This window comes from Kitasatospora sp. NPDC048662 (assembly GCF_055587065.1).
On the sequence record NZ_JBVJHA010000001.1, the window covers coordinates 1,199,263 to 1,221,849 of the forward strand.

The window sequence follows — 22,587 nt, forward strand, 5'->3', positions numbered from 1 at the left end:
GATGTGGGCGGATGGGTGCGAGGACTGCGCGGGTGCGAAACCGGGGCGCTGGGGGTACCCCCACGCGCCCCTGTCCGTGCAACCCCTGCCCGCTACTCGGTTCCGTCGAGCGTCGTGCCCACCGCCTCGCACACCCCCGTCGCACGGTCCACGAGCTCGCCGACCACGGGGTAGTTGGCGAGGTCGCGGTGGCAGAGTTCGGTGCTGGAGGGCATCTCGCCGTGGTAGCCGGTGTCCACGCCGTGGACCTGGCTGAGGCTGCCGGTCTGGACGAGGGGGGTGGGGGTGGTGGCGTGGGCCGGTGCGGTGCCGAGGGCGAGCCCGGAGAGCGAGAGAGCGGCGAGCGCGGTGAGCTTCTTCATGGCTGGTGCAACGAGGGCCGCCCCCGCCCGGTCACGTGTGTTGACCCGGCGGGGGCGGCCCCGGAGTGAAGGTCAGGAGGTGCGCACCAGCAGGCTGCTGACGCTGTTGCTGACGAAGGAGGCGATCGGCCGCGGGTCCGCGCCGTCGGCCATCCGCAGGGCGGGGTAGCGGGTGAAGAGTTCGCGCAGCGCCGTCTCGGCCTCCAGCCGGGCCAGCGCGGAGCCGATGCAGAAGTGCGGCCCGTGCCCGAGCGCCAGGTGCCGGTTGTTGGCGCGGGTGAGGTCGAAGCGGTCGGCGTCCTCGTAGTGGTTGCCGTCGCGTCCGGCGGCGGCGTACGAAGCGAGCATGGCCTCGCCGCGGCGGATCAGCACGTTGCCGACGGGGATGTCCTCCAGCGCGTAGCGCATCGGGAACTGGCCGACGGGGCCGTTGTGGCGCAGGGTCTCCTCGACGACGGCGGACCAGTCCACCTCGCCGCCCAGCACGAGGGCGAGCTGCTCGGGGTGGGCGAGCAGGGCGCGCACCGCGTTGCAGATCAGGTTGAGGGTGGTTTCGTGGCCGGCCACCACCAGCTGCATCAGGATGCCGATGAGCTCTTCCTCGCTGAGCCGGTCCTGCTCCTCGCGGGCGGCGATCAGCGCGGTGGTCAGGTCGGCCGCGGGCTCCGCCCGCTTTCCGGCGGCGACCTGGGCCATCAGCCCGGCCAGGTTGTCGGCGGCGGCCGCGCCGGCGCCGGGGGCGGCGGAGGAGCTGACCAGGGTCTCGGAGAGCTCGTGCAGCCGGTCCTGCTGGTCCTCGGCGAGGCCGAGCAGTTCGCCGATCACCTGCATGGGCAGCGGGTAGGCGAAGCGGGTGCGGAGGTCGAAGTCGCCGTCCAGGTCGGCGATGCCGTCCAGCAGGCGGTGGACGCGCTGTTCGATGGCGGGGGCCAGTTCGGCGATCCGGCGCGGGGTGAGCGCCTGCGAGACCAGGCCGCGCAGGCGGCGGTGGTCGGCGCCGTCCGAGGTGGTCATGCCGGGCACGGTGATGAAGGCCATCAGCGGCCAGCCCTCGGGGAGCCGGCCTTCCTGGAAGAGCTTCCAGTGCTTGGCGTTCTTGCCGACGCGCGGGTCCGCGAGCAGTTCCTGCAGGGTGTCGTGGTGGGTTATCGCCCAGACCACCACTCCACCAGGGAGCTCCACCAGTGTCGCCGGCCCGCCTGCGCGGAGCCGCTCGTTCTCGGCGTGCTGGTCGGTCCCGACGGGGTCGAGCTTGACGGGCTGGAGCTGGTCTGCGGTGTCCATGCGGTCCTCTCGGGCGAATCGGGGCGGGGCGGGACGAAGGCGCTGTACAGCACCGGCAGGCTGACCAGGGCGCGCGACCACGGCGAGGGCCGCCACGTCAGCTCGTGTGCGGGGATGGCGAGTTGGAGGTCGGGAAGGCAGTGCAGGAGGGTCTCGATCGCGGTCTCGACGATCAGCCGGGCCGGGTCCTGCGCGGGGCAGACGTGCCGCCCCGCACCCCAGGCGAGGTGCGCCCGGTTGCCGGAGATGCCGTCGGGGCCGTGCGCGGCCGGGTCGTCGTTGGCGCCGGCCAGGCCGAGTATCAGCATGTCGCCGGCACTGATGTACTGGCCGCCCAGCACGGTGTCCGAAACCGCCCACCGGCCGGGGAAGTTCTGGATCGGCGGGTCGCGCCACAGCACCTCGTCGAGGGCGTCCGAGACGGTCGCCCGGCCGCCCGTCAGGGTGGTGCGGAAGCGGCGGTCGGTGAGCAGCAGCCGCACCGCGTTGCCGATCCAGTTGATGACCGACTCGTTGCCGGCCACCAGCACCACCATCAGGTTGTGCACCATCTCCTCGTCGCTGAGCGCGGCCGGGTGGGCCGCCAGCCAGGACACCAGGTCGGCGCCGGGCCGCGCGCGACGGCTGATCACCAGATCCATCAGCAGGCCGAAGAACTCGGCGGCGGCGGGCTGCGAGTCCTTGCTGCTGTCGACCAGGTCGGTGATCAGCCCGACCAGGCGCGGGCCGTCCTCCGGGGGCAGGTCGACCAGCCGGGTGAACACCAACAGCGGCAGCCGCCGGGTGAACTGGGTGACCAGGTCGGCGGTGCCGTCCGGACCCCAGCTCTCGATCAGCGCGAGCGCGGCCTCCTCGGTGGTCTCCCGCAGCTGCTTGTGGTCGATCCTCGCCAGCGTGTCGGCGACCGCGGCGGACAGCCGGTGGTGCGCGGAGCCGTCCATGCTCTGCAGGGTGGGCCGCCACGTGGTCATCGGGATCAGGTGCGAGTCGGCCCGCAGCCGGCCCTCCAGCGGCACCCGCCAGCGCCGCGCGTCCTTGGAGAACAGCTGCTCGTTGCGGGTCAGTTCGAGCAGTTCCTGATAGCCGAGGACCAGCCAGGCCTCGACGCCGGGCTCCAGCTCGACGGGCGCGACCGGGCCGTGCTGGGCGCGCAGCCGGGCGTACAGGCTGTGCGGGTTCTCGGCGACCGCCGACCCGTGCAGCGGGGAGCCCTGGGCGCGGGTGTACGGGCAGCCGGTGTCCGTCCGGTGGTCGGGGAGGGTCACGGCAGCTCCTCGGCGGCGGCCCGCAGGTGGTCCACGAAGTCGATCAGCAGCCCGTGGGCGGCGTCCGGGTCGCGGACGTCGCAGGCCAGGATCGGGACGTCGGGCAGCAGGTCGAGGGCGGCGCGCAGTTCCTCGTCCGGGTAGACGGGGGTGTCGGGGAAGACGTTGACCGCCACCGCGAACGGGATGCGGTGCTCCTCCAACAGGCCGAGGACGTCGAAGGACTCCTCGATCCGGCGGGAGTCCACCAGCGCGATCGCGCCCAGCGCGCCGCGCGACAGGTCCTCCCACAGCGGCCAGAACCGCTGCTGGCCGGGCGTGCCGAACAGGTACAGCGCCAGGTGCTTGTTCAGGGTGATCCGGCCGAAGTCCAGCGCCACCGTGGTGGTGGTCTTCTGCGGACGGCCGGTCAGGTCGTCCACCCCGGCGCCGGCCGCGGTCATGGTCTCCTCGGTGCGCAGCGGAGCGATCTCGCTCAGCGCACCGACCAGAGTGGTCTTGCCGACCCCGAACGGGCCGGTGACCAGGATCTTGACCGCCCCCTGGACGGTGGACGGCAGATAGGTCGGCTCAACGGAGCTGACGGAGGCCAACCAGCACCTCCTCGAGCAGTGAAAGCGGGACCTGCTCGGCCTGCCGCACCGGCGGCAGGACCTGCACGGCCCCGAGGTCCAAGAGATCGCCGAGCAGCACCTTCAGCACGCTGATCGGCAGGCCCAGGTGGGCGGCCACCTCGGCTATCGACAGCAGTTCCCGGCAGAGCCCGAGGATCGCCTGCTGTTCGCGGTTCATGGCCGAACGGTCGACCGCGGCCCCCGGTACGGTCCGCACCAGGCTCTCGAACTCCAGCACATTGCGACTGGCCCGGCTGCGGCCCCCGGTGATCACGTAAGGCCGGACCGGCCCCCGCCTCACCGCACGTCCCCGGCGCCGGCGTGCGCCTGCCGCGGTGCGGCGGTCAGGTGGCTGCCGATCCGCTCGACCAGCGTCTGCATCTGGTAGGCCACCAGGCCGGCGTCCACCGCCTCGGAGGCCAGCACCGCCAGGTGGGTCCCGGCGCCGGCGGCGACCACGAACAGGTACCCGCCGCCGAACTCGATGATGATCTGCCGGGTCGGCCCGTCGCCGAAGCCCTGCGCCACGCCACGGGACAGCGACTGCAGCCCGGAGCAGGCGGCGGCCAGCCGCTCGGCGTCGTCCCGGCCGATCTTCGGGCTGCGGCCCATCTCCAGGCCGTCGTTGGACACCACGACGGCGTGCTGGACCTCTGGGACGGCGACGATGTCGGTCAGCAGCCAGCCGAGATCAGGGGTTGTGGTCATGGGAGTCTCCCGAGCGCTGGGGAAGTTGGGGGGAAGCGGAGAATGCGTCGTGACGGCCCTGCTCGGGCCGCCGGTCCTGCTGCGCGGCCGAACGGCCGCTGGCGGTCCCGGCCTGGAACAGCGACATGAACGTCTGCGCCTCGCGCGCACAGCGCGGCGGCGGCGCGGGCTGCTCCTCGGCCCGGGACCCGGTCTGCTGCGGGGCGCTGCCACGGCGGTTGACCCGCCGGGGCAGGGTGCCGCCCTGCGTGGGAACGGCCGGCCGGTCGGCGTCCGCGGCGACGGCCGGGCGGCGGGTGGGCGGCGCGGCCGCCACCGGCTCGGTGCGCGGGACGCTGCTCGCCGCGGGCACCGACAGCGGATCGGTGAGCAGCGCGGACGGCAGCAGCACCACCACCCGCACACCGCCGTACGGCGAGGGCGCGGAGTTGATGGTGACCCGGAAGCCGTACTGCTCGGCGAGCCGGCCGACCGCGGCCAGGCCCAGCTGCGGGACCTCGCCGATCCGGGACACCTCCAGCGAGCCGCCGCCGGACAGGGCCGCGCCCGCCTTGGCGACCGTCACCTCGGTCATGCCGACGCCGCAGTCGTCGATCTCGATCACCGCGCCGTTGTGGACCGGCATCAGCGTGACGTAGACCTGGGAGCTGGGCGGCGAGTAGCGGGTCGCGTTGTCCAGCAGTTCGGCCACCGCGTGGATCAGCGCCTCCGCGGCGGCGCCGAGCACGGCGGTGTCCACCCGGCTGTGCACGACCACCCGCTGGAACGGCAGGATGCGCGACTGGGCGCCGCGCACCACGTCCTCCAGCGAGACCGGCTCCGGCCAGTGCCGGCCCGCGCGGGAGCCGCACAGCACCGCCAGGGTCTGGGCGAGCCGGGCCTGTTGGGCGGCCGCGTGGTCGGCGCGCAGCAGGCCTTCGAGCAGCACCGGGTCGTCGTGGGTGCGCTCCATCTCGTCCAGGCCGGCCTGCTGGTCGTGTGCCATCACCAGGATGCGGCGGGCCACGCTGAGGAAGGCGCGGCGGGTGGCCGCGTTCATCTCCTGCTCGCGCAGCGCCGTCTCGGCACCCGCCTGACGGTCGGCCAGTTCGGCGGCCAGCCGGTCGCGGGTGGCGGCGAGTTCGTCCTCGGTGGCGGCCAGCCGGCCGCGCAGGGTTCGGGTGACGGCGCGGGACCGGGCGGAGGCCGCGAGAGCGAGAAGAGCGAGCAATGCGGCTGCTGCCAAGCACCATTGAGTGGTCGTCACGCGCCGAATTCTAGGGCTGACTTCCTACTGGCGTATGAACTGATCGAAGCATTGCTGTTCAGAGCGCGTCAATATCGGACAGAACCGGCAGGGCCGGGGGTCCGCCGGGCGGCGGGTCGATGGATCGGTGGCAACGCCCGTCCGCCCGGCCGGAATTCACGCTCCGTCACATTTGGCGGGCCGGCGTCACTGGCCGTCGACCTCGCCGTACGGCTGCGGCTCCTTCGCCGCCACCGGCCGCAGCGAGCGTATCGACCGGACCACCGCGAAGCCGCGCGCGAACGCCGCCCGCCGGCGCTCCGGCTGCGGTGCGCCGGGCCGGGCGTCGGCCGCCGCGCCGTCGGGGCTGGTGCGCGGGGCGGGGATCAGCCCCGTGCCGGGCTCGATGTGCTGAGTCGCCTGCGGCATTGCGCTGTCCTCCGTGCTTGGCGGTCACCCGTGGAAGGTCTTCACGCGGTATGACTTCCCGACCGAAGCACAGCGTTACGCACCGTTGGTGTCGGATCCGTGGAGAACCGGTTGCGAAACAGTGCGGAGAGGCGCGTGCGGGGGCGTTCGCGCAGGTGGGAGGTGCCGTCAGGCCGGCGAGCCGTCCTCCTGGACCTCCTCGGCGAGCGGCCGGTCCGGGGCGGAGAGGGTGTCGGTGTGCGGGGTGCTGCCACCCGCGTGCTCGGATCCGGCGTGCGCGCTGGGCGCGGTGAGCGAGGCGACCACGCCGACGGCGAGCGAGGCAAAGGCGAGCAGGCTGCGCTTCTTCATACCGGGTAGAACGCGTCAGGCCCCCGTCAGGTCACGCGCCGCTTCCGCCGGGCCAGTTGCCGAGGCCGTCGATCAGCACGCCGGTCAGCCGTTCCAGCGTCACGTCCGGCCCCTCGGCGAGCTGGAACGCCCCCGCCGTGGTCAACGAGGCGTACCCGTGGGCCACGGCGCGCAGGGTGCGTGCGGCGTGCACCGCCTCGGACCCCTCCAGGCCGTACCCGCGCAGGACGGCGAACAGCACGTTCACCAGCCGCTCGCCGGCCGCCATGAGCTCCGGGTCGGCCACGGGCGCCTGCGGCAGCGCGGCGTAGCGCCGGGGGAAGCGGGTGGCGAACCCGGCGTACGCGGCGAGCAGGGCGGCGACCGCCTCGTCGCGGGAGTGGCCGAGGACGGCGGCGGCCAGGTGGTCGGTCAGGTCGTCGAGGATGCGGACGGCGACCAGGCGGCGCAGCTCGGCCAGGCCTCCGGGGACGTGCTTGTACAGCGAGGGGGTGGCGACCTTGGCGCTGGCGGCGACGGCGGCCAGGGTGAGCGCCTCGGCGCCCCGGGCGTCGATCAGGTCGAGGGCGTGGTCCACCACCGCGGTGGTGGAGAGTCCGGCGCGGGCCATCAGCGGGCGACCTCGTTCAGGAAGGGGAGCAGGGCGTCGGCGACCGCCTGGGGGTAGCCCGCCATCGGGTAGTGACCGCCGTTCTGGATCATCACCTTACGGCCGCGCAGCGCGGCGGTCTGCCGGTCGGCGATCAGTTCGGGGTTCGGGAAGTCGGGGTCCTTGCTGCCCATCAGCACCAGCGCGGGGACGTCGACGGCCTCGCACCAGCCGACCGGCGCGGAGTCGCCCTTCAGGTAGCCGCGCAGCGCGGCCTTGCGGGCGGGCTGGCGCAGCATCTCGGCCAGGCCGGCCCGGTAGGCGTCGAAGTCGGCGGGCCGCGCGGTCGGGTAGTAGAACTTCTGCAGCGGGCTCCACAGGCCGGGGAACGCGGTGATCAGCGGGGTGGCCAGGCCGAACAGGGCCTTCTGGAAGGCGTTCAGCGGGAGGTTCTCGATGAAGGCGTCGATCAGCACCACCCCGGCGGTCCGCCCGGGGGCGAGCGCGGCCGCCCGGACCACGGTGGCGCCGGTGTAGGAACTGCCGGCCAGGACGGCGCCGCGCAGGTCGAGGTGGTCGAGCAGGGCGACCAGGTCGTCGGCGATCGCGGCGGGGGAGTAGTCGGTGAAGCCGGTGGAGGACTCGCCGAGGCCGCGCAGGTCCATGGTGATCACCCGGTGCCCGGCGGCGGTCAGCAGCGGCGCGAGGTGCCGGTAGGTGGTGCGCTTTTCGAGCATGCCGGGCAGCAGGACGACCGGGACGCCGGTGCCGGGGGTGTCGTCGTAGGCGATCCGGCCGCCGGGGACGTCGAGGTACCGGGTGGTGCCGAGGGTGCTGTTCATCGCGGGCCTCCTGGGCGGGCGTTGCGGCGCGCCGGGCGCTGGAGGCCCGGCCGACTGCCGATAGCCACAAAGCTAAGGCTAATAGCCTTAGCCGTCAAGGCCGGGCGGCCGAACCGGTCAGATGCCCTCCACCTTGAACGGGTCGTGCTCGGCGAGCAGCTTGTCCAGCCGGGCCTTGTCCACCCGGCTGGTGATCGCGCCCTCCTCCTGGCGGTCCCGGATCACCTTGGCCAGCGTGAACGCGGAGGTGATCTCGTACAGCAGCCCGACGGCGAGGAAGGCGCGCATCCAGGCGCTCACCGGCAGGTAGGCGATCCCGAGAGCGAGTGCGGCGGTGGCCAGCCCGAAGGAGAGGGCGGCCTGGGCGAAGTAGGCGGCGGTGGTCCGGTGCGGCACGGTTGCGGTCATGGCACCAGGGTCGCGTCGGCCCGGGAGCGCGGCGTGAGTACGGATACTCAACCACTCGGTCACAATCCGTCAGCTTGGCCCTGGTGAACCGTCATAAATCACCCATAGGGCGTCAGGAAATCTTCGCCGTCTCGTGGTAGCGGCTTGGAATCATGGGGTCCATAGGATTAACGTTTGATAACGCAGCGCGGTCGGCAACGCCGTAACCATGCGGCACCGTGCGCCACGCCTAATCCACTTGGGCACACCCCTCGGGGCGTCCCAGGAGCCGGGGAACCACGTTCCACCGGGGTGAATCGGGACGGCCCTGGGCCCGACCGTAGGAGACCTTCCACCTCCGAACCCGTCAGCTAACCCGGTCGGCGGCAGGGAAGGAAGGAGCACGCCCCCGTGGCGTCGACCTACAGCGAGAGCACCGGCACCCAGCTGCTCGACCACCCGGTCGAGCCGGAAGCCGCCCGGCACCGGCTGCCCCGGCAGTCCCGCACCGGCGCGCCCCTGCTGGGCGTCACCGCGATGACCGCCGCGCTCGGCGCCACCGCACTCGCCGCCACCCCCGCGCAGGCCGCCGCCCCGGTGCCCGTCACCGCCGCCGACGAAGCCTCCGACGGGCTGCTCGCCGGCGACCCCGGGCTCGCTCTCGCCGCCCGCATCCAGCAGCAGGCCGACGGCCAGCGCACCGCCGCCGACGAATCCGCCCGGCTGGCCGCCGCGCAGGAGGCCGAGGCCAAGCGCGCCGCCCAGCAGGCCGAGGCCGAACAGGCCGCGCACACCCTGCCGGTGGCCGGCTACCAGCTGAGCGCGCAGTTCGCCCAGTCCGGCGCGCACTGGGCGCACCTGCACACCGGCCTGGACTTCGCCGCCCGCACCGGCACTCCCGTCGCCGCCGTCGCCGGAGGCACCGTCACCTCGGCGGGCTGGTCCGGCCCCTACGGCTACCGGGTCATCCAGACCCTGCCCGACGGCACCGAACTCTGGTACTGCCACCTCTCCCGGATCGCCACCGCCTCCGGCCCGGTCACCTCCGGCACGGTGCTCGGCGCGGTCGGCGCCACCGGCAACGTCACCGGCCCGCACCTGCACCTGGAGGTCCGCCCCGGTGGCGGCGCCCCGGTCGACCCGCTGCCCTGGCTCCAGCAGCGCGGCCTGCAGCCGTAGGGCCGGTCCGCGCTCACCGACGGCCGCCGCCTCCTTCGAGGATCCGGCGGCCGAACACCGCGCAGCCGAACAGCACCCCACCGGCCAGGAAGAACGGCTCGTACAGCACCGTCGCGAAGCGGGCCATCGCGTCCAGCTCCGCCACCGAGCGGTGACCCGCCGCCAGCGCCAGCCAGTCCGGTACGGACGGTGCGGCGTGCACGATCAGCAGCACCGCCGTGCCCCGGGCCGCCCACAGCAGCCGGCGGGCCGGCAGCCGCCCGCCCCACGGCCGCACCAGCGCCAGGGCCAGCGCCGCCGCCACCGCGCACAGCGGTATCGCGAGGATGTCGATCACCAGCAGCGGCGTGTTGTCCAGCACCGAGAGGCCGTCGGGCAGGCCGGCCCGGCCGCCCAGCAGCCAGTACAGGTGCACCAGGGCGAAGACGGCAGACCAGAGCGCGGCGGCATGGGCGGCGGCCCGGCGCAGCGAGGGGCGCGGACCGGCCGCGGCGGTGGCGGCGGGAGTCACGATGTCCATGGCTCCACCCTGGCCCGGCGGCCCGCCCCGCGGATCGTCCGGACGGCCAGGACTGATGGCCCGTCAGGGCGATCCCCGGGTCCTCCGAGCGGTGGACCCGGCGGGCCGCGAACCCTCAGTACACCTCGGGGGCCAGCTCCGGGAACTCCTCCAGCAGCAGCCGGGCCAGCCCCGGCACCGTCCACTCGCCGCACAGGTCGATCGCGGCCTGCGCCACTGCCTCCTCGAACTCCTCGAACGCCCCCGCGAGTTCGTCCGGCATCGGCAGGCCCCGGGCGTTCAGCTCGGCCAGGTTGCGGTAGCTGCGCCGCATCAGGCCGTGCTCCAGCAGCCGGCGCGCCCCGTCCGTGGACACCCCGACCAGCAGCGCCCGCTCCGGCCCCCAGCCGCCGTCCGGATCCACCCCGGGCACCCGCTCGTAGGCGGCGAACCGCTCCTCGACGTCCAGCGCCCGGAACTCCTCCAGCCAGCCCCGCACCTGGTCGAGGTCGTGCACCGGCACGCCGTCCGCGCGCAGCAGCAGCGTGTACAGGCGCGGCCAGGTCAGCAGGTCGGAGCGGCGCAGCAGCGAGTCCACCAGCACCTGGCCCTGCCAGTCGGCCTCCTCGCGCAGCTTCTCCAGCCGCTTGGCGTTCAGCCGCCGCGCCGCCCGCTGGCGTTCGATCAGCAGCCGCACCGCCGCCGGGTACGCCCAGGCATCGCCGTCCGGCTGGACGTACAGGTGCAGTTGCTCGTACAGCAGGTGCTCCAGCACCGGCGAGGACAGCTCCGGGAAACCGTCGTGCAAGCGGGCGCCGCCCAGCTCCAGCAGGGTCAGCACGGTCCGCACCGCCGGCTCGGGTACCGCCTCCAAACCCTCCTCGGCCGCCCAGTCCAGCAGGTCGGCGGCACGGGTACGGGGGAGCAGGTGCAGGTCTTCGTCGTCCACCCCGGTACGTTAACCGGTCCGGGTGAGGCCGACCGGTAGGGTCGAGCCCCATGGAGACCGTCCGGTTGACCGGCCCCCGGCTCACCCTGCGGGAGTACCACCACACCCCCGAGGAAGTCGCCGCGCTGCACGCCGTCCACGGCGACCCCCGGGTGGTCCGGCATCTCCCCTTCGGCGCCGCCGACTTCGAGGAGTGCGCCGACCAGCTGGAGCTCTACCTCGACGAGGCCGAGGCCGAGCCCCGGCAGCACTACCGGCTGGCCGTCGACGACCCGGAGGGCGAGCCGATCGGCCAGGGCGCCCTCACCCGCGACGGCGAACACGCCGCCCAGCTCGGCTGCGTGCTGCGCCACGACACCTGGGGCCGCGGCTACGCGGGAGAGGTCACCGCGCTGCTCTGCGCGCTCGGCTTCGACACCCTCGGCCTGCACCGGCTGTTCGCCCGCACCGACCCCGACAACCCGGCCGCCGCCCGGGTGCTGACCAGGGCCGGTTTCCGGTACGAGGGCCGGATCCGCGACGAATCCCACTGGGGCGGCAGCTGGCACGACGCCCTCCAGTACTCGCTGCTCGCCCCCGAGTGGCGGGCCGTCCGACTCGCCGCCCCGGCCCCGCGACCCGGGGGTTAACCCCACCACCGATCGGGCAGCAGACCTCATTCCGTGGACCCGGCCCGGTACGGCACCTTGGAAGCGTGCCCGACGCCGCCGACCGGCGGCGTCACCCCGACCACCCGAAGGACCGCGGATGTCCACCGCTGCGTACCGTGCCTCCACCGGCGACCACCCCACCTGGCCCGGGTTCTGGCGCGCCCCGTTCTCCCGGGCCGCCTACCGGGAGCTCGGCTTCGCGCTCAGCGGCTTGCCCATCTCCGTGCTCGGCTTCTCCCTCGTCGTCGCGCTGTTCAGCGCCGGCCTCGGCCTCTCCCTCAGCGCGCTCGGCCTGCCCGTGCTCGCCCTGCTGACCATCACCGGCCGCGGCTTCGGCGCTGCCGAGCGCCACCGGATGCGCGCCCTGCTCGGCCTCGACCTGCCCGCCCCGGCCGCGGTGACGGTCCGCCGGGAGGGCGTCTGGGGCCGGATCACCGCCCGGCTCGGCGACGCGGCGGGCTGGAAGGGCGCGCTGTACCAGTTCGTCATGTTCCCCTGGGCGATCCTCAGCTTCGTGCTCTCGCTGGTCTTCTTCACCCTCGGCTGGGCCCTGCTGCTGTTCCCCGCCTACCAGTGGGTGTGGCCCCGCTACACCGACTGGAACGGCTACCGGGTCGCGGACTGGACGGACTCGAACGGCGTGCAGCACGTCTACGAGCTCGTCTCGCCGCTCCAGATCGGCGCCGTCAGCGTGCTCGGCCTGCTGTTCGTCCTGCTCACCCCGCAGCTGATCCGCGCCCTCAACGGCGCCAACCGGCTCGCCGCCCGCGCCCTGCTGGCCGGCCGCTGAACATGCGCCACCCCTGGGCCCGTGGTCGGATGACCCCGGGCCCGGCCGCATCCCGGGCCCGTCGAACGTCCGGAGGACCGCCGATGTGCCCGGTCAGCAGCGCCCGCCCGGTGAACCGCCGGGTGCGGGCCGCCCCGCCCGTGCTGATCACCTCCCGGCCGCTCGACGAGTACTGCGCCCACCTCGGCCTCACCCGCGCCGACCTGAGCCGCCTGCCCGGTCCGCTGCTGGACTGCCCCGGCGGCGCCGCCGCGTTCGCCGCCGAGGCCCGGGCGCTCGGCTGCGAGGTGGTCGCCGCCGACCCCGGCTACGCGCTCGGCCCCCGCCGGCTCGCCGAACTCGCCGCCGCCGGCCACGCCACCATGGCCGGCGCCATCCACCGCGACCCGGCCCGCCACCTTCCCCGCGCCGTGCACGGCCGGCGCCGCCCCGACAAGTACCTGCGCAGCTGGGACGAGCCGTTCGCCGCGCGCTCCGGCTTCAGCAGGCCCTGCTCCTCGTAGTAGCGCAGCAGCCGGGGCGAGGCGCCCGCCCGGTCCGCCAGTTCACCGATCCGCATCCGCGTCTCCCGTCCGCCGGAGAGGACTCCGGACTCTCCGCGATCCCGCCGGCCCGGGCCACCGCCCGCTGGTCCCGCAAGCGCCTGGTGCTCGCCGCCGTCGCCGTCCTGCTGGTCGCCAACACCGTCACCGCACTGTCCTCGTCCTACCCGCTCACCATGACCGCCCGGATCGCCGCCGGCGTCGCCGTCGCCGCGATCTGGGCCGAACTCGTCGGCTACGCCCGCCGATTGACGCCACCCCAGCTGCACGGACGGGCGATCGCCGTCACCGGCATCGGCGTCCCGCTCGCCCTCTCCCTCGGCATCCCGCTCGGCACCTGGTCCGGCCGGCTGATCGGCTGGCGGCCCACCTTCGGCCTGGTCGCCGTACTGGCCGCCGCCCTGCTGCTGTGGCTCGCCGCCGCCGTCCCCGACGCCCCCGGCCGGCGCTCCGGCCGCGCCGAACCTACGCCATGGCCGACCGCCGCGACCTGGTGCTGCTGGTCCTCGGCATCGCCTCCGTCGCCGGACTCGCCATCACCGGCGCCCTGGTCGACCGGCGACTGCGCCACCTCACCCCCGCCGCCACCACCGCCGTCCTCGCCGCCCTCGGCCTCCTGCTGCTGCCCGCACCCGCCGCACCCCTGGTCCTGCTCGCCGCCGCCCTCTGGGGCCTCGGCTGGGGCGCCGTCCCCCCGCTCTTCCAGACCGCCGCCGCCGACGCGGGCGGCGACCGCGCCCAGACCCTGCTGGTCGCCACCTGGCACACCCCGATGGGCCTCGGCGGCGCCATCGGCGGCCTCCTCGACCTCTCCGGCCCCCGAGCCTTCCCCTGGTTCGCCCCCGCCCTCCTGCTCCCCGTCCTCGCCGTCGCCGCCCTGTCCCGCCGCCACGGCTTCCCGCCGAAGCGCCCGTGAGGAGTCTTTGGCGGGCCCGGCCCGTGGGCTGCTCCTCGGGCCGGGCCCCCGCATGGCAGTCCTTTCGCGGACTGTGCCCTACCCCAGGTAGGGAGTCGCCCGGTGTTCAAGGAAGTGCCGAAGCCGGATTTGCTGGGTGTGGTGCATCGGCAGGTCTCCGATATCGCCCGGAGCCACGAACCGAAGATCGGTCGACTCGTCGGAGATCCGGAGTTCTCCGCCCGTGATGCGCGCGGTGAAACAGACGTTGAACTGTTGCCGCACCTCGCCGTCCGAGTAGGCGATCACATGCCGGGGATCGGTGTACGTGCCGACAAGTCCGGTGATCTCGACCTCCAGCCCGGTCTCCTCCCCGACCTCCCGGACGGCAGTGCCCGGCAGCGACTCGCCGAGATCCATGGTCCCGCCCGGCAGCGCGTACAGGCCGTTGTCGGTGCGCCGTTGGAGCAGGATGCATCCTTCGTCGTCAGTCACCACCGCGGACGCTGCCACCACCAACCGGTTCGGCTTGGGCGCGTCAGGATCGTCGTAGAACTCGGTGCGTGCCACGTGATCAGCTCTCTTCAACCGGTAGGCCGGCGTTCCACACTGCGTCGAAGCTCGCAGCATAGGTGTCGAACAGCGTGCCCGCGCCGGTTCGCCGCAGGTGCCAGACCGGGGCCCCAAAGGCATTGACCCCCCACACGTGCGCGTTCACCAACGCCTGGTCATCCGCTCGGTACAGGCTGTTGTAGAGCGTGGTCCCGTGGGTGCGGACCTCGATTCCTGGCGTGCCGACCAGCGGCCGGTAGTGCATGAGGGCGAGCCTGCACCGGGACTCGATGCCATGACCGAACTTCTCTTCTTCCCCGCGCTGTCTTACGTTCTCGCTGTCGGGGTCGCCAAGTGCGATCCGGACTGCACAGCCCTCGGCGGCGCGCTCCCGAAGCAGATCGTTGAGGCGCGGGTACGCCTCATGAAGGAACACGGCGGCGTAGACCAGGACGTCAATGCGCTCCTGCGCCTTCGTCATCAGGTCCACGAACACAGACACTGGCAGGTCTGCACGCTGCTCGTAGAGCGCCACCAGTTCGGGGCTTATCGCCCTGGCAGCGCGTGGCTGCCGCAGACTTGGCCACAAGGCGAACATGTCTTCTCCCAGCGCTTCGGCAGCCAGACGGGCTGTCCCTAACCGAGGCGTCCGGCTCTGATTGGCCCACCGCTCAACCGACTTGGTGTCCACGCCGGCCTTCTCTGCCAGGGCGGCGCACGTCCAACCACCTGACGCCATCACGGATTTCAGTCTCTCGTTCGGCATTTCGCCTGTCTCCCCGCATGGCCCGGGCTCTTGTAGGGACGTTCTACCGCGCGAGGAGGTTCTGAAGTGTCCTTTGCGTGAGGTTTCACCGTCCCGGGTCGCTGCCAGATCTTGGTGCCAACAGGCGACCCCAACGGATTCGCCGGCTGCCGGACGCGGACAGCGAAATCCCGTCCCGCACAAGCGGGTTGGGGCCGAACCAGAGCTAGGAGAGTCCGCAGTGACCTCGATCAGCACGGAACGGATCACCGGCCGGACCCTGGTGAACCCGGCGCTGTTCGGGCGCCTGGTCGCCCGGATCGTCAAGGACGAGGACATGGACCAGGCGCTCGCCGAGCGCGTCATGGACCAGGCCCTCGCCTTCCTCGGGGCGTGCGCCGTCAACCCCGACGCCGGGCTGTCCCCCTCGGGACTGGTGGACGTCGGATGGCACACGTTCATCCTTCACACCCGGGACTACGCGAAGTTCTGCCGCTCGGTGGCCGGGCGGTTCCTCCACCATGTGCCGACCGATGGCCCGGACGACTCCACCAAGGGCGTGAGCATCGCCGCCACGGTGGCCGTCATCGAGGCCAGCGGGTACGCCGTGGACGCCGAGCTGTGGAGCATGTCCGCCGACTGCTCGGAAGGCAGCGGCGGCGACGGCAGCGACACCAGCGGGAGTGGCAACTGCTCGCAGTGCCACCGTGGTTGCCACAGCAGCTAGCAACTGATCACCTGGCCCGCCCCTCCGGACCGGAACGGGGCGGGCCCGAACCCGAAGGACCCACGATGGGTTACGCCTGGAACGACCTGCCGGACGAGTTGCGCGCGAGCATCGAGGGCCGGACGGGGGTCGTGGACGGCGCTGTGTCGCCAACGGCCGGTACCGTCTCCGACTTCGCCGCCACCCTGGAGACGACCGGCGGGCAGGTGTTCTGCAAGGCCGTCCGCGAGGACAACGCCAAAGCGTGGATGCACCGCCTTGAGTCGGTCGTGAACACCGTGCTTCCGGCGAGCACCGCACCCCGGATGCTCTGGAAGATCGAGGCCGCCGGATGGCTGGCCCTTGGGTTCGAACACGCCCCCGGCAGGCACGCGGACCTGTCGCCAGGCTCGGCCGACCTGCCGCTGATCGGCCGGACACTGGAAACGCTCGCCGAGGCGCTGACCCCGGCCCCGCCGTTGCGGGCCTTCAGCCTCGCCGACCGGTGGTCTGGTCAGGACTTCTGGCACAAGCTAGGTGACCAGCACCGTGACCGGCTCGACCCGTGGACCATGGAACAGCTCGACACGCTGATCCTGGCCGAACGGGAAGCGCCCGACCTGATCGACGGCAAGACCCTGGTCCACACCGACCTCACCGGCCCCAACCTCCTGGTGGACGGCGACACCGTACGCGTCATCGACTGGGCATTCCCCGCCCCTGGCGCTCCCTGGGCCGATACGGCCTACATGGTCATCCGGCTGATCGAGGCCGGGCACACCCCGCAGGAGGCCGAACGATGGGCCGACAACGTATCCATGTGGCGCGAAGCCTCTCCGTGGGCCGTGACGACCTTCGGCGCGATCCTCGCCGGCCTGTGGACCCTACGCGCCGCAGAGACGCCGGGTGCGCCGTGGGACGGGCTCGGCGCCCACGGGCTTGCCTGGCTGCGTCACCGGCTCAGGTAGGTGTCCCGAAGTCTGCGGAGAACGCAGACGGCCCATGGGCTGCTCCTCGGGCCGGGCCCCGCTGGGCGGGGACGGCGGTCGAGGCACCGGGGATGTACCGGTGAGCCCACGGGCCGGGTGACTGCTGGGAATTCGCCTGAGCCGGAGGCCGCACGGCCTCACCGCTGCACAGGCAGGGGCGGCTCTAGCGAGCAGCCACCTCACGCATCCTGAAAGAACTCAACTCAGGATCACCTCCTTTCAGTGTGCCGCCAGCGTAGGCACCGCCGCCGGGGCGGGCAACGGATTTATTCGGCGGCGCTCGGGGCACGCACGACGAAGGGCCCGGAGGCGATGCCTCCGGGCCCTTCGTTGCTACTGAGTAGCGGGGACAGGATTTGAACCTGCGACCTCTGGGTTATGAGCCCAGCGAGCTACCGAGCTGCTCCACCCCGCGTCGGTGAACACGACTCTACGTGACTCCCGCGAGAAAGGGAAATCCGTTCCCCGCAGGCACCCGCGCAGGCCACCACGCAGGTCAGCCGGGACGGGCCGACTGGCGGGTGCGGCGGGTCTGCGCCCACACCGCGAAGCAGACCAGTGCCGCGAAGCAGGGCACCATCACCAGGCCGTACACCAGCAGGAAGCCGTCGGTGCCCAGCCCGGCCGCCGCGTTCCACACCCCGTGCAGGCCCATCGCCAGCAGCAGGCCCCCGGGGGCGCCCAGCCGGGCCGCCCAGCGGCGGCCGGTGGTCAGCGTCACCGCGAGGCCGATGCCGGCCAGCGCGGTGAACAGCGGATGCGCGAACGGCGACAGCAGGGCCCGCAGCACGAAGGTGTGCACCGTCCCGTCGAAGTCCCGCAGGCTGGGCGGCCGGCCCAGCCCGATCGCGTCCAGCCGGGCCTGCCGGTCCGCGGTGAACGCCCGCCCCAGGTAGAGCGCGTTCTCGGTGAACGCGAAGCCGGACGCCGTCACCCCGCCCAGCACCGCCCCCGCCGCCAGCGTGCGCGGATGCGAACGGGCCCGCAGTCGCCCGGCGGGCGCGGGCCGGAACAGCGCGACTGCCCGCTCGGGGTCGTCATGCCGGTGCCACAGCAGGCGGCGCAGGCGGCGGCACGGGCGGCCGGGCTCGCAGTGCCGCCGCCGCCGCCGCAGCGGCAGCAGCAGCATCAGCAGCGCCGAACCCTTCGCCACCTCCTCGATCAGCGGCGTCGCGAACTCCGCGCCCCACGTCTCCCCGCGCGCGCCCCGATGGGCGATCAGGAAGTCGCTCGCCCAGCCGTTCGCCAGGATCGCCACCGTGGTCGCGGCGCACGCCCCCCAGGCCAGACAGAACAGGGTGTGCCGGATCGGCACCCGCGCGGTCTGGTTCAGCCACGCCAACGAGCCCAGCACGAACGGCAACGGCAGCAACGCCAACCCGAGACCCACCAGCAACCCGGCCGTCCCGGTCTGACGCTGGACCAGATGCAGAATCAGCACCCCCGACCCGGCCAGCGCCAACGCCACCACCGCCGAGGACGCCGCCGACCGCCGCAACGGCCACAACCGGCGCACCACGGAGGGCGCGACCCGCACCACCCGGCCACCACGCTGCCCCGGGATCCGCCCCACCGCCGACAGATACACCCGCACCCGGCGCGCCCCCGACTCCGGGAACGCCCGAGCGCCCTCCTGGGACGGCGGCAAATCGGCGGCCATGGCGGCGACCCCTACAGGCAGGCTGGGGGAGGCCTTGCCGCCGGGCGGACTGCTCACCTGCAGAAGCGTAGGCGAATCCTCCACTCCGAGGGGAGTGGGGAACACAATCCGTACGGCTGTGGTGACAGGCCGTCAGCAAGGCGAAACGGCGGACACCGCTTCGGTGTTGTTCCTACCCGGAACGCCACTGCACAGAACGCGCCCGCCGGGCCGGCCTTGCGGCAGGACGCGCAGCGGATCAGCGGCGGCGGAACAGCAGGTCGTGCACCACGTGACCCTTGGCCAGGCCGGCCCGCTCGAACTTCGTCACCGGGCGCCAGTCAGGGCGCGGCGCGTAGCCCGGGACGGAGCCCGCCGGGTGCTCGTCCGGCTCCAGCCACGGGGAACCGTCGCCCTCCGGGTGCAGGTTCTCCAGCTCCGGCGACGCCTCCAGGACGGCCAGCATCTGCTCGGCGTACGGCTCCCAGTCGGTCGCGCAGTGCACCAGCGCGCCCGGGGCCAGCCGGGGCAGCACCAGCTCCAGGAACGACTCCTGGATCAGCCGGCGCTTGTGGTGCTTCGGCTTCGGCCACGGGTCCGGGAAGTACACCCGCAGACCCGCCAGCGAGGCGTCCGGCAGCATGTCGCGCAGCAGGATCACCGCGTCGCCCGCCGCGAGGCGGACGTTCTCCGAACCGTCCCGCTCCAGGAACTGCAGCAGATTGCCGTGGCCCGGGGTGTGGACGTCCGCCGCGAGGATCCCCGACGCCGGGTCGGCCGCCGCCATCGCGGCCGTGGTGTCGCCCATGCCGAAGCCGATCTCCAGCGTCACCGGGCGGCCGTCGAACATCGCCGGCAGGTCCATCGGGGTGCCGTCGATGGCGTGGCCGAAACGCTCCCAGCCGCGATCCAGCGCACCCGCCTGCGCCTTGGTCATCCGACCACGACGCGGCTGGAAACTGCGGATCCGCTGCTCACGGTGCTGGGCCTCGGTGGCCTTGTGCGGATACATCGGCGCGGGGTACGCCGCCGGGGCGGCGGACAGCCGGGCCGACGCGGGCAACTGGGGGCTGGGGGCGGAGGAAGTCACAATCACCCGAGTCTACGGGAGGCGAAAATCCGGGACGGGGGTGAGCGGTGCACCGACGCAGGGCGCCCCTGGTTGGTTGCCTACCCGATCGCGGCCAGCGCCCGCCGGGCGATTTCGCGGCCGATCCCCAGCGAAGCCGTCGCCGCGGGCGAAGGTGCGTTGAGGACGTGGACGGTGCGGCCGGTGCCGGCGAAGGCGAAATCGTCGAGGAGGGTGCCGTCGTGGGCGACGGCCTGGGCGCGGACGCCGGCGGGGGCGGGGCGGAGGTCGGCCTCGGTGACGGCGGGGAGGAGGCGGCGGACGGCGGTGGTGAAGGCGCGTTTGGACAGGGAGCGGTGGAGCTCGCCGAGTTCGTAGCGCCAGTGCCGCCGGGCGATCGTCCAGGTGCCGGGGAAGCGGACCGTCCCGGCCAGGTCGCGGAGGTTGAGGGTGTGCCAGTCGTAGCCTTCGCGGGCCAGCGCCGGAACGGCGTTCGGGCCGACGTGGACGTCACCGTGGATGCCGCGGGTGAGGTGGACGCCGAGGAACGGGAACGCCGGGTCGGGCACGGGATAGACCAGGCCGCGCACCAAGGACCGGCGGGCGGGCGTGAGTTCGTAGTACTCGCCGCGGAACGGGACGATCCGGACGCCGGGGTCGTCGCCGGCCAGCCGGGCGATCCGGTCGCTGTGCAGGCCGGCGCAGTTGACCAGCACCGCGCAGCGGATCTCGCCGGTGGGGGTGGTGACCGTGACTCCGTCGGCGCGCCGGGCGATGTCCAACACGGGGGTGGCGAGCCGCAGTTCGGCGCCGCGTTCGCCGGCCAGGACGGCGTACCGGCGGGCCACGGCGGTGTAGTCGCAGATGCCGGTGGTGGCGAGGTGCAGGCCGGCGATGCCGGTGACCTCGGGTTCGTGCTCGCGGATGCCGGCCGGGTCGAGTTCGCGCAGCGGGATGCCGTTGGCCCGGCCGCGTTCGGCGAGGGCGGCGAGGCGGGGGAGTTCGGCGCCTTCGGTGGCGACGACGAGTTTGCCGGTGACTTCGTGGGCGATGCCCTGGTCACGGCAGAACTCGACCATCTCGCGGGCGCCTTCGGTGGCGTACCGGGCCTTCAGGGAGCCGGGCCGGTAGTAGACGCCGCTGTGGATGACGCCGCTGTTGCGCCCGGTCTGGTGGGTGGCGAGGGCGCTCTCCTTCTCCAGCACCATGACGGAGATGCCCGGTTGGGCCCGGGTGAGCGCGTACGCGGTGGACAGGCCGACGATGCCGCCGCCGACCACCAGGACCTGGACGTCGTGCTTCACATCCGCACCCTTCAGCCGGTGGTGAGGACCAGGCGGGCGCGTTCGGTGAGCTCCTTGACCCGCTGCTCGTTCTGGTAGGGCTCCAGGCGGCGCAGCAGCTCGACCACGTACTCGCGGCTGCGGTGCGAGGAGATCCGTCCGGCGACCTCGACGGCGCGTTCGCCGGCGGCGACGGCGGCGTCCAGGTCGCCGGCCTCGGCCTCGGCCATCGCGGAGACGATCAGCCGCAGGCCGTGCGAGCGGACGAAGCCCTCGGTCGGGCGGGCCAGTGCCTCGCGGGTGAACTGCCGGACCTTGGACGGGACTCCGAGGTCGCGGAAGCATTCGGCGGCGTCGGCGGCGAGGCGGTCGTAGGTGTAGAAGTCGATCCAGGTCGGGTCGTGGTCGCCGGGGCGGGCCCGGTCGAGGGCGGCCTCGGCGGCGGAGAGCGCGGTGCCGCAGGCGGGGGCGTTGCCGGCCTTGGCGTGGGCGCGGGCCTCGACCAGGTGGAAGAAGCTCATGGTGCGCGCGGTGGCCAGGCCCCGGTTGCGTTCCAGGGCGGCCTGGGCGAGGTCCACGGCCTCGTCGGGGAAGGAGCGGTAGGAGGCCTGCAGGCTCATCGAGGCCAGCACGTACCCGCCGAGCGGTACGTCGCCGGCGGCCCGGGCCAGCCGCAGCGCCTGGATGTAGTAGCGCTGGGCGGCCTCGTGCTGGCCGGTGTCGAAGGCCATCCACCCGGCCAGCCTGGTCAGTTCTGCGGTGGCGCCGAACAGTGCCCGGCCGACGGCGTCGCTGTACGAGGCGAGCAGCAGTGGGGCGGCCTCCACCCGCAGGCACTCCGGGACCATCGAGGAACGCCAGTCGCCGCCACCGTACTTGGAGTCCCAGCGGCGGGCCTCCTGGGCGGCCTCGCGGAGCTTGGCGGCGTCCGCGTGCCCGACGCGGTAGCCGGACAGGTCGGGGGCGGACTCCCGGGCCACCGAGCCGTCGGCGGGGGTGATCAGCCAGCGGGAGACGGGCGTGGCGTACGCGGAGACCGAGAAGGTGCCGGCCAGGCTGTCGCTCCACCGGCCGCCGCCCGGGCCGCGCCGCAGGTCCAGATCGACCCGCCAGAGTTCGGTGGCGGAGCGGACCGCCTCCGGGACTTCGCGCGGGAACTCCAGGCCGAGTTCGGGCGTGGGGTGCGAGTCGGCGAGGCCGATCTCCTCCAGCGGCACCGGGCGGCCGAGCTTGTTGCCGAGCGCGGTGGCGATCAGGTGCGGCACCGGGCGCTGCGGCACCATCCCCTTGGTCACCCAGCGGGCCACCGAGGTCTTGTCGTAGCGCAGGGTCAGGCCGCGCTGCGCGCCCAGGTCGTTGACCCGGCGGGCGAGCCCGGCGTTGCTGATCTGGGCGAGTGCGAGGAGGGCGCCGAGCCGGTCGTTCGGCCCTCGTGAGCTGACGGTCATGGTGGCGGTGGCACCCCCTGGCGACGTCGTGCGCGGATGGCGGCGGGCGCGACGGCAGGCAGCGCGCCACCGGACTGCTTGCACCTAGCGTAGTCGCCCGCGTTCCCACGGTTAAGAGGCCGCATTCCGGTTGGCGGGAACGCGCTGATGCCACCCTCGCCGACCGGATGCCCCCGGAGCGAGGGGCCGGCACCTGCCGTACACCCGTGCTCCCGTCCCGTGCCCGTGTGCGCCATCCGTGCTCCCTGGCCGCAGCGGCAGGTGGGCGATTCGCTGGTGCCTGTGGATCGGCCCGCCGCCGAGGACCCGGCGGGCCGGGGGAAACGCTGCCTCAATCCCCGCGGGCAGCGGCGCGTCCGGGAGGGCATGCGGATGCCCTCCCGGGTCGTGCGACGTCTTTCGGCCAAACTCGGCCGCTTTCGCGGCGTCCACGGACCACTTCCGCGCCGTGCTGTCCGGCCACCGGCCGTTCCCCGGACGGGAGTTCGAGGATCCGCACGGCCCGGGCCCCGGAGGGGGTGGCCCGGTCCGTGCGCCCCCCGGTGAAAGCTTGGCGCGTTCTGGCCCCACCGGTGGCACGATGTCTCCTGACGGTG

At 73.3% G+C, this 22,587-nt stretch carries 27 protein-coding genes, 1 tRNA gene, 1 pseudogene and 1 riboswitch; of the genes and pseudogenes, 7 read left to right on the top strand and 22 right to left on the bottom strand.

Going from position 1 to position 22,587, the window contains the following annotated elements; genetic code table 11:
* Positions 1–92: 92 nt before the first annotated feature.
* The 12 genes from ACZ6R9_RS05800 to ACZ6R9_RS05855 all read right to left on the bottom strand — a co-directional run bounded on the left by ACZ6R9_RS05800 (position 93) and on the right by ACZ6R9_RS05855 (position 8,077).
* Positions 93–362 carry a hypothetical protein gene (locus ACZ6R9_RS05800; RefSeq protein WP_380488192.1) on the bottom strand — a complete coding sequence of 90 codons (270 nt, stop codon included), beginning with the start codon at positions 360–362 and terminating at the stop codon, positions 93–95.
* Between the two features lie 72 nt (positions 363–434).
* A complete protein-coding gene (locus ACZ6R9_RS05805; protein ID WP_465536732.1) occupies positions 435–1,523 on the bottom strand; it encodes a cytochrome P450 family protein in 1,089 nt (362 codons plus the stop codon).
* Positions 1,508–2,911, bottom strand: coding sequence for a cytochrome P450 (locus ACZ6R9_RS05810; protein WP_465536734.1), 1,404 nt, complete (start codon positions 2,909–2,911; stop codon positions 1,508–1,510). Before ACZ6R9_RS05810 ends, ACZ6R9_RS05805 begins: the two co-directional genes overlap by 16 nt.
* Positions 2,908–3,504, bottom strand: coding sequence for a GTP-binding protein (locus tag ACZ6R9_RS05815; RefSeq protein WP_380488195.1), 597 nt, complete (start codon positions 3,502–3,504; stop codon positions 2,908–2,910). Before ACZ6R9_RS05815 ends, ACZ6R9_RS05810 begins: the two co-directional genes overlap by 4 nt.
* Positions 3,482–3,763, bottom strand: a complete 282-nt coding sequence (locus ACZ6R9_RS05820) for a DUF742 domain-containing protein (RefSeq protein ID WP_380488196.1) — start codon at positions 3,761–3,763, stop codon at positions 3,482–3,484. Before ACZ6R9_RS05820 ends, ACZ6R9_RS05815 begins: the two co-directional genes overlap by 23 nt.
* Before the next feature lie 59 nt (positions 3,764–3,822).
* Positions 3,823–4,233, bottom strand: coding sequence for a roadblock/LC7 domain-containing protein (locus ACZ6R9_RS05825; protein WP_380488197.1), 411 nt, complete (start codon positions 4,231–4,233; stop codon positions 3,823–3,825).
* Positions 4,217–5,479 (bottom strand): sensor histidine kinase, encoded by a 1,263-nt coding sequence (locus ACZ6R9_RS05830; protein WP_465536737.1) that lies wholly within the window; start codon positions 5,477–5,479, stop codon positions 4,217–4,219. The genes ACZ6R9_RS05825 and ACZ6R9_RS05830 overlap by 17 nt, the downstream gene beginning before the upstream one ends.
* 186 nt (positions 5,480–5,665) lie before the next feature.
* Positions 5,666–5,887 carry a hypothetical protein gene (locus ACZ6R9_RS05835; RefSeq protein WP_465536739.1) on the bottom strand — a complete coding sequence of 74 codons (222 nt, stop codon included), beginning with the start codon at positions 5,885–5,887 and terminating at the stop codon, positions 5,666–5,668.
* A gap of 168 nt (positions 5,888–6,055) precedes the next feature.
* Positions 6,056–6,238, bottom strand: coding sequence for a hypothetical protein (locus tag ACZ6R9_RS05840; protein WP_380488200.1), 183 nt, complete (start codon positions 6,236–6,238; stop codon positions 6,056–6,058).
* 31 nt (positions 6,239–6,269) lie between these two features.
* On the bottom strand, positions 6,270–6,848 hold the full coding sequence (locus ACZ6R9_RS05845) for a TetR-like C-terminal domain-containing protein (protein ID WP_380488201.1): 579 nt from the start codon (positions 6,846–6,848) through the stop codon (positions 6,270–6,272).
* Positions 6,848–7,669 (bottom strand): alpha/beta fold hydrolase, encoded by an 822-nt coding sequence (locus ACZ6R9_RS05850; protein ID WP_465536740.1) that lies wholly within the window; start codon positions 7,667–7,669, stop codon positions 6,848–6,850. Before ACZ6R9_RS05850 ends, ACZ6R9_RS05845 begins: the two co-directional genes overlap by 1 nt.
* Positions 7,670–7,786: 117 nt before the next feature.
* A complete protein-coding gene (locus tag ACZ6R9_RS05855; RefSeq protein ID WP_380488203.1) occupies positions 7,787–8,077 on the bottom strand; it encodes a YiaA/YiaB family inner membrane protein in 291 nt (96 codons plus the stop codon).
* Between the two features lie 216 nt (positions 8,078–8,293).
* A riboswitch (cyclic di-AMP (ydaO/yuaA leader) is annotated at positions 8,294–8,457 on the top strand.
* A gap of 10 nt (positions 8,458–8,467) precedes the next feature.
* On the opposite strand from ACZ6R9_RS05855, the gene ACZ6R9_RS05860 reads away from it, so the two are divergent.
* On the top strand, positions 8,468–9,235 hold the full coding sequence (locus ACZ6R9_RS05860; RefSeq protein ID WP_465536742.1) for a M23 family metallopeptidase: 768 nt from the start codon (positions 8,468–8,470) through the stop codon (positions 9,233–9,235).
* 13 nt (positions 9,236–9,248) lie between these two features.
* Here the strand turns inward: ACZ6R9_RS05860 and ACZ6R9_RS05865 are convergent, their stop codons facing one another.
* Both ACZ6R9_RS05865 and ACZ6R9_RS05870 read right to left on the bottom strand, forming a co-directional pair.
* Complete coding sequence (locus ACZ6R9_RS05865) at positions 9,249–9,755, bottom strand: DUF3995 domain-containing protein (RefSeq protein WP_465536744.1); 507 nt, start codon at positions 9,753–9,755, stop codon at positions 9,249–9,251.
* Between the two features lie 115 nt (positions 9,756–9,870).
* On the bottom strand, positions 9,871–10,683 hold the full coding sequence (locus ACZ6R9_RS05870; protein WP_465536746.1) for a hypothetical protein: 813 nt from the start codon (positions 10,681–10,683) through the stop codon (positions 9,871–9,873).
* 50 nt (positions 10,684–10,733) lie between these two features.
* Here ACZ6R9_RS05870 and ACZ6R9_RS05875 point away from each other — a divergent pair, with 50 nt between their 5' ends.
* Positions 10,734–11,312 (top strand): GNAT family N-acetyltransferase, encoded by a 579-nt coding sequence (locus tag ACZ6R9_RS05875; protein WP_380488207.1) that lies wholly within the window; start codon positions 10,734–10,736, stop codon positions 11,310–11,312.
* Between the two features lie 118 nt (positions 11,313–11,430).
* Positions 11,431–12,123 (top strand): sensor domain-containing protein, encoded by a 693-nt coding sequence (locus ACZ6R9_RS05880; protein WP_380488208.1) that lies wholly within the window; start codon positions 11,431–11,433, stop codon positions 12,121–12,123.
* A gap of 307 nt (positions 12,124–12,430) precedes the next feature.
* Here the strand turns inward: ACZ6R9_RS05880 and ACZ6R9_RS05885 are convergent, their stop codons facing one another.
* Complete coding sequence (locus tag ACZ6R9_RS05885) at positions 12,431–12,682, bottom strand: MerR family DNA-binding transcriptional regulator (protein ID WP_465536748.1); 252 nt, start codon at positions 12,680–12,682, stop codon at positions 12,431–12,433.
* A gap of 87 nt (positions 12,683–12,769) precedes the next feature.
* Between ACZ6R9_RS05885 and ACZ6R9_RS05890 the strand changes: the two are divergent.
* A pseudogene (locus ACZ6R9_RS05890) lies at positions 12,770–13,087 on the top strand (MFS transporter); the annotation flags it as partial.
* A 50-nt stretch (positions 13,088–13,137) separates the two neighbouring features.
* Positions 13,138–13,581, top strand: coding sequence for a hypothetical protein (locus ACZ6R9_RS05895; protein ID WP_465536828.1), 444 nt, complete (start codon positions 13,138–13,140; stop codon positions 13,579–13,581).
* Between the two features lie 78 nt (positions 13,582–13,659).
* Here the strand turns inward: ACZ6R9_RS05895 and ACZ6R9_RS05900 are convergent, their stop codons facing one another.
* Positions 13,660–14,130 (bottom strand): NUDIX domain-containing protein, encoded by a 471-nt coding sequence (locus ACZ6R9_RS05900; protein ID WP_465536750.1) that lies wholly within the window; start codon positions 14,128–14,130, stop codon positions 13,660–13,662.
* Positions 14,131–14,134: 4 nt separating this feature from the next.
* Positions 14,135–14,878, bottom strand: a complete 744-nt coding sequence (locus tag ACZ6R9_RS05905; RefSeq protein WP_465536751.1) for an XRE family transcriptional regulator — start codon at positions 14,876–14,878, stop codon at positions 14,135–14,137.
* Positions 14,879–15,098: 220 nt separating this feature from the next.
* On the opposite strand from ACZ6R9_RS05905, the gene ACZ6R9_RS05910 reads away from it, so the two are divergent.
* Both ACZ6R9_RS05910 and ACZ6R9_RS05915 read left to right on the top strand, forming a co-directional pair.
* Positions 15,099–15,584: a glycine-rich domain-containing protein gene (locus tag ACZ6R9_RS05910; protein WP_465536753.1), complete on the top strand. Its 486-nt coding sequence runs from the start codon at positions 15,099–15,101 to the stop codon at positions 15,582–15,584.
* A gap of 65 nt (positions 15,585–15,649) precedes the next feature.
* Complete coding sequence (locus ACZ6R9_RS05915; protein ID WP_465536755.1) at positions 15,650–16,531, top strand: phosphotransferase; 882 nt, start codon at positions 15,650–15,652, stop codon at positions 16,529–16,531.
* 362 nt (positions 16,532–16,893) lie between these two features.
* On the opposite strand, the gene ACZ6R9_RS05920 is transcribed toward ACZ6R9_RS05915, so the two are convergent.
* The 5 genes from ACZ6R9_RS05920 to ACZ6R9_RS05940 all read right to left on the bottom strand — a co-directional run bounded on the left by ACZ6R9_RS05920 (position 16,894) and on the right by ACZ6R9_RS05940 (position 21,991).
* A tRNA-Met gene (locus ACZ6R9_RS05920) sits at positions 16,894–16,967 on the bottom strand.
* Positions 16,968–17,048: 81 nt separating this feature from the next.
* A complete protein-coding gene (locus ACZ6R9_RS05925) occupies positions 17,049–18,269 on the bottom strand; it encodes a PrsW family intramembrane metalloprotease (protein ID WP_380488210.1) in 1,221 nt (406 codons plus the stop codon).
* A gap of 181 nt (positions 18,270–18,450) precedes the next feature.
* Positions 18,451–19,281: a tRNA (guanosine(46)-N7)-methyltransferase TrmB gene (trmB, locus tag ACZ6R9_RS05930; protein WP_380488211.1), complete on the bottom strand. Its 831-nt coding sequence runs from the start codon at positions 19,279–19,281 to the stop codon at positions 18,451–18,453.
* A gap of 80 nt (positions 19,282–19,361) precedes the next feature.
* Positions 19,362–20,564 carry an L-2-hydroxyglutarate oxidase gene (lhgO, locus tag ACZ6R9_RS05935; protein ID WP_465536758.1) on the bottom strand — a complete coding sequence of 401 codons (1,203 nt, stop codon included), beginning with the start codon at positions 20,562–20,564 and terminating at the stop codon, positions 19,362–19,364.
* A gap of 11 nt (positions 20,565–20,575) precedes the next feature.
* Positions 20,576–21,991 carry an MFS transporter gene (locus ACZ6R9_RS05940; protein ID WP_380488213.1) on the bottom strand — a complete coding sequence of 472 codons (1,416 nt, stop codon included), beginning with the start codon at positions 21,989–21,991 and terminating at the stop codon, positions 20,576–20,578.
* Positions 21,992–22,587: the final 596 nt, after the last annotated feature.

Bases quoted from the DNA above. Each gene is read 5' to 3' on its own strand.
- ACZ6R9_RS05835 (WP_465536739.1), bottom strand. From the start codon at position 5,887: ATGCCGCAGGCGACTCAGCACATCGAGCCCGGCACGGGGCTGATCCCC.
- ACZ6R9_RS05885 (WP_465536748.1), bottom strand. From the start codon at position 12,682: ATGCGGATCGGTGAACTGGCGGACCGGGCGGGCGCCTCGCCCCGGCTG.
- ACZ6R9_RS05840 (WP_380488200.1), bottom strand. From the start codon at position 6,238: ATGAAGAAGCGCAGCCTGCTCGCCTTTGCCTCGCTCGCCGTCGGCGTG.
- ACZ6R9_RS05915 (WP_465536755.1), top strand. From the start codon at position 15,650: ATGGGTTACGCCTGGAACGACCTGCCGGACGAGTTGCGCGCGAGCATC.
- ACZ6R9_RS05800 (WP_380488192.1), bottom strand. From the start codon at position 362: ATGAAGAAGCTCACCGCGCTCGCCGCTCTCTCGCTCTCCGGGCTCGCC.
- ACZ6R9_RS05845 (WP_380488201.1), bottom strand. From the start codon at position 6,848: ATGGCCCGCGCCGGACTCTCCACCACCGCGGTGGTGGACCACGCCCTC.
- ACZ6R9_RS05825 (WP_380488197.1), bottom strand. From the start codon at position 4,233: ATGACCACAACCCCTGATCTCGGCTGGCTGCTGACCGACATCGTCGCC.
- ACZ6R9_RS05880 (WP_380488208.1), top strand. From the start codon at position 11,431: ATGTCCACCGCTGCGTACCGTGCCTCCACCGGCGACCACCCCACCTGG.
- ACZ6R9_RS05905 (WP_465536751.1), bottom strand. From the start codon at position 14,878: ATGCCGAACGAGAGACTGAAATCCGTGATGGCGTCAGGTGGTTGGACG.
- ACZ6R9_RS05895 (WP_465536828.1), top strand. From the start codon at position 13,138: ATGGCCGACCGCCGCGACCTGGTGCTGCTGGTCCTCGGCATCGCCTCC.
- ACZ6R9_RS05850 (WP_465536740.1), bottom strand. From the start codon at position 7,669: ATGAACAGCACCCTCGGCACCACCCGGTACCTCGACGTCCCCGGCGGC.
- ACZ6R9_RS05865 (WP_465536744.1), bottom strand. From the start codon at position 9,755: ATGGACATCGTGACTCCCGCCGCCACCGCCGCGGCCGGTCCGCGCCCC.
- ACZ6R9_RS05855 (WP_380488203.1), bottom strand. From the start codon at position 8,077: ATGACCGCAACCGTGCCGCACCGGACCACCGCCGCCTACTTCGCCCAG.
- ACZ6R9_RS05940 (WP_380488213.1), bottom strand. From the start codon at position 21,991: ATGACCGTCAGCTCACGAGGGCCGAACGACCGGCTCGGCGCCCTCCTC.
- ACZ6R9_RS05875 (WP_380488207.1), top strand. From the start codon at position 10,734: ATGGAGACCGTCCGGTTGACCGGCCCCCGGCTCACCCTGCGGGAGTAC.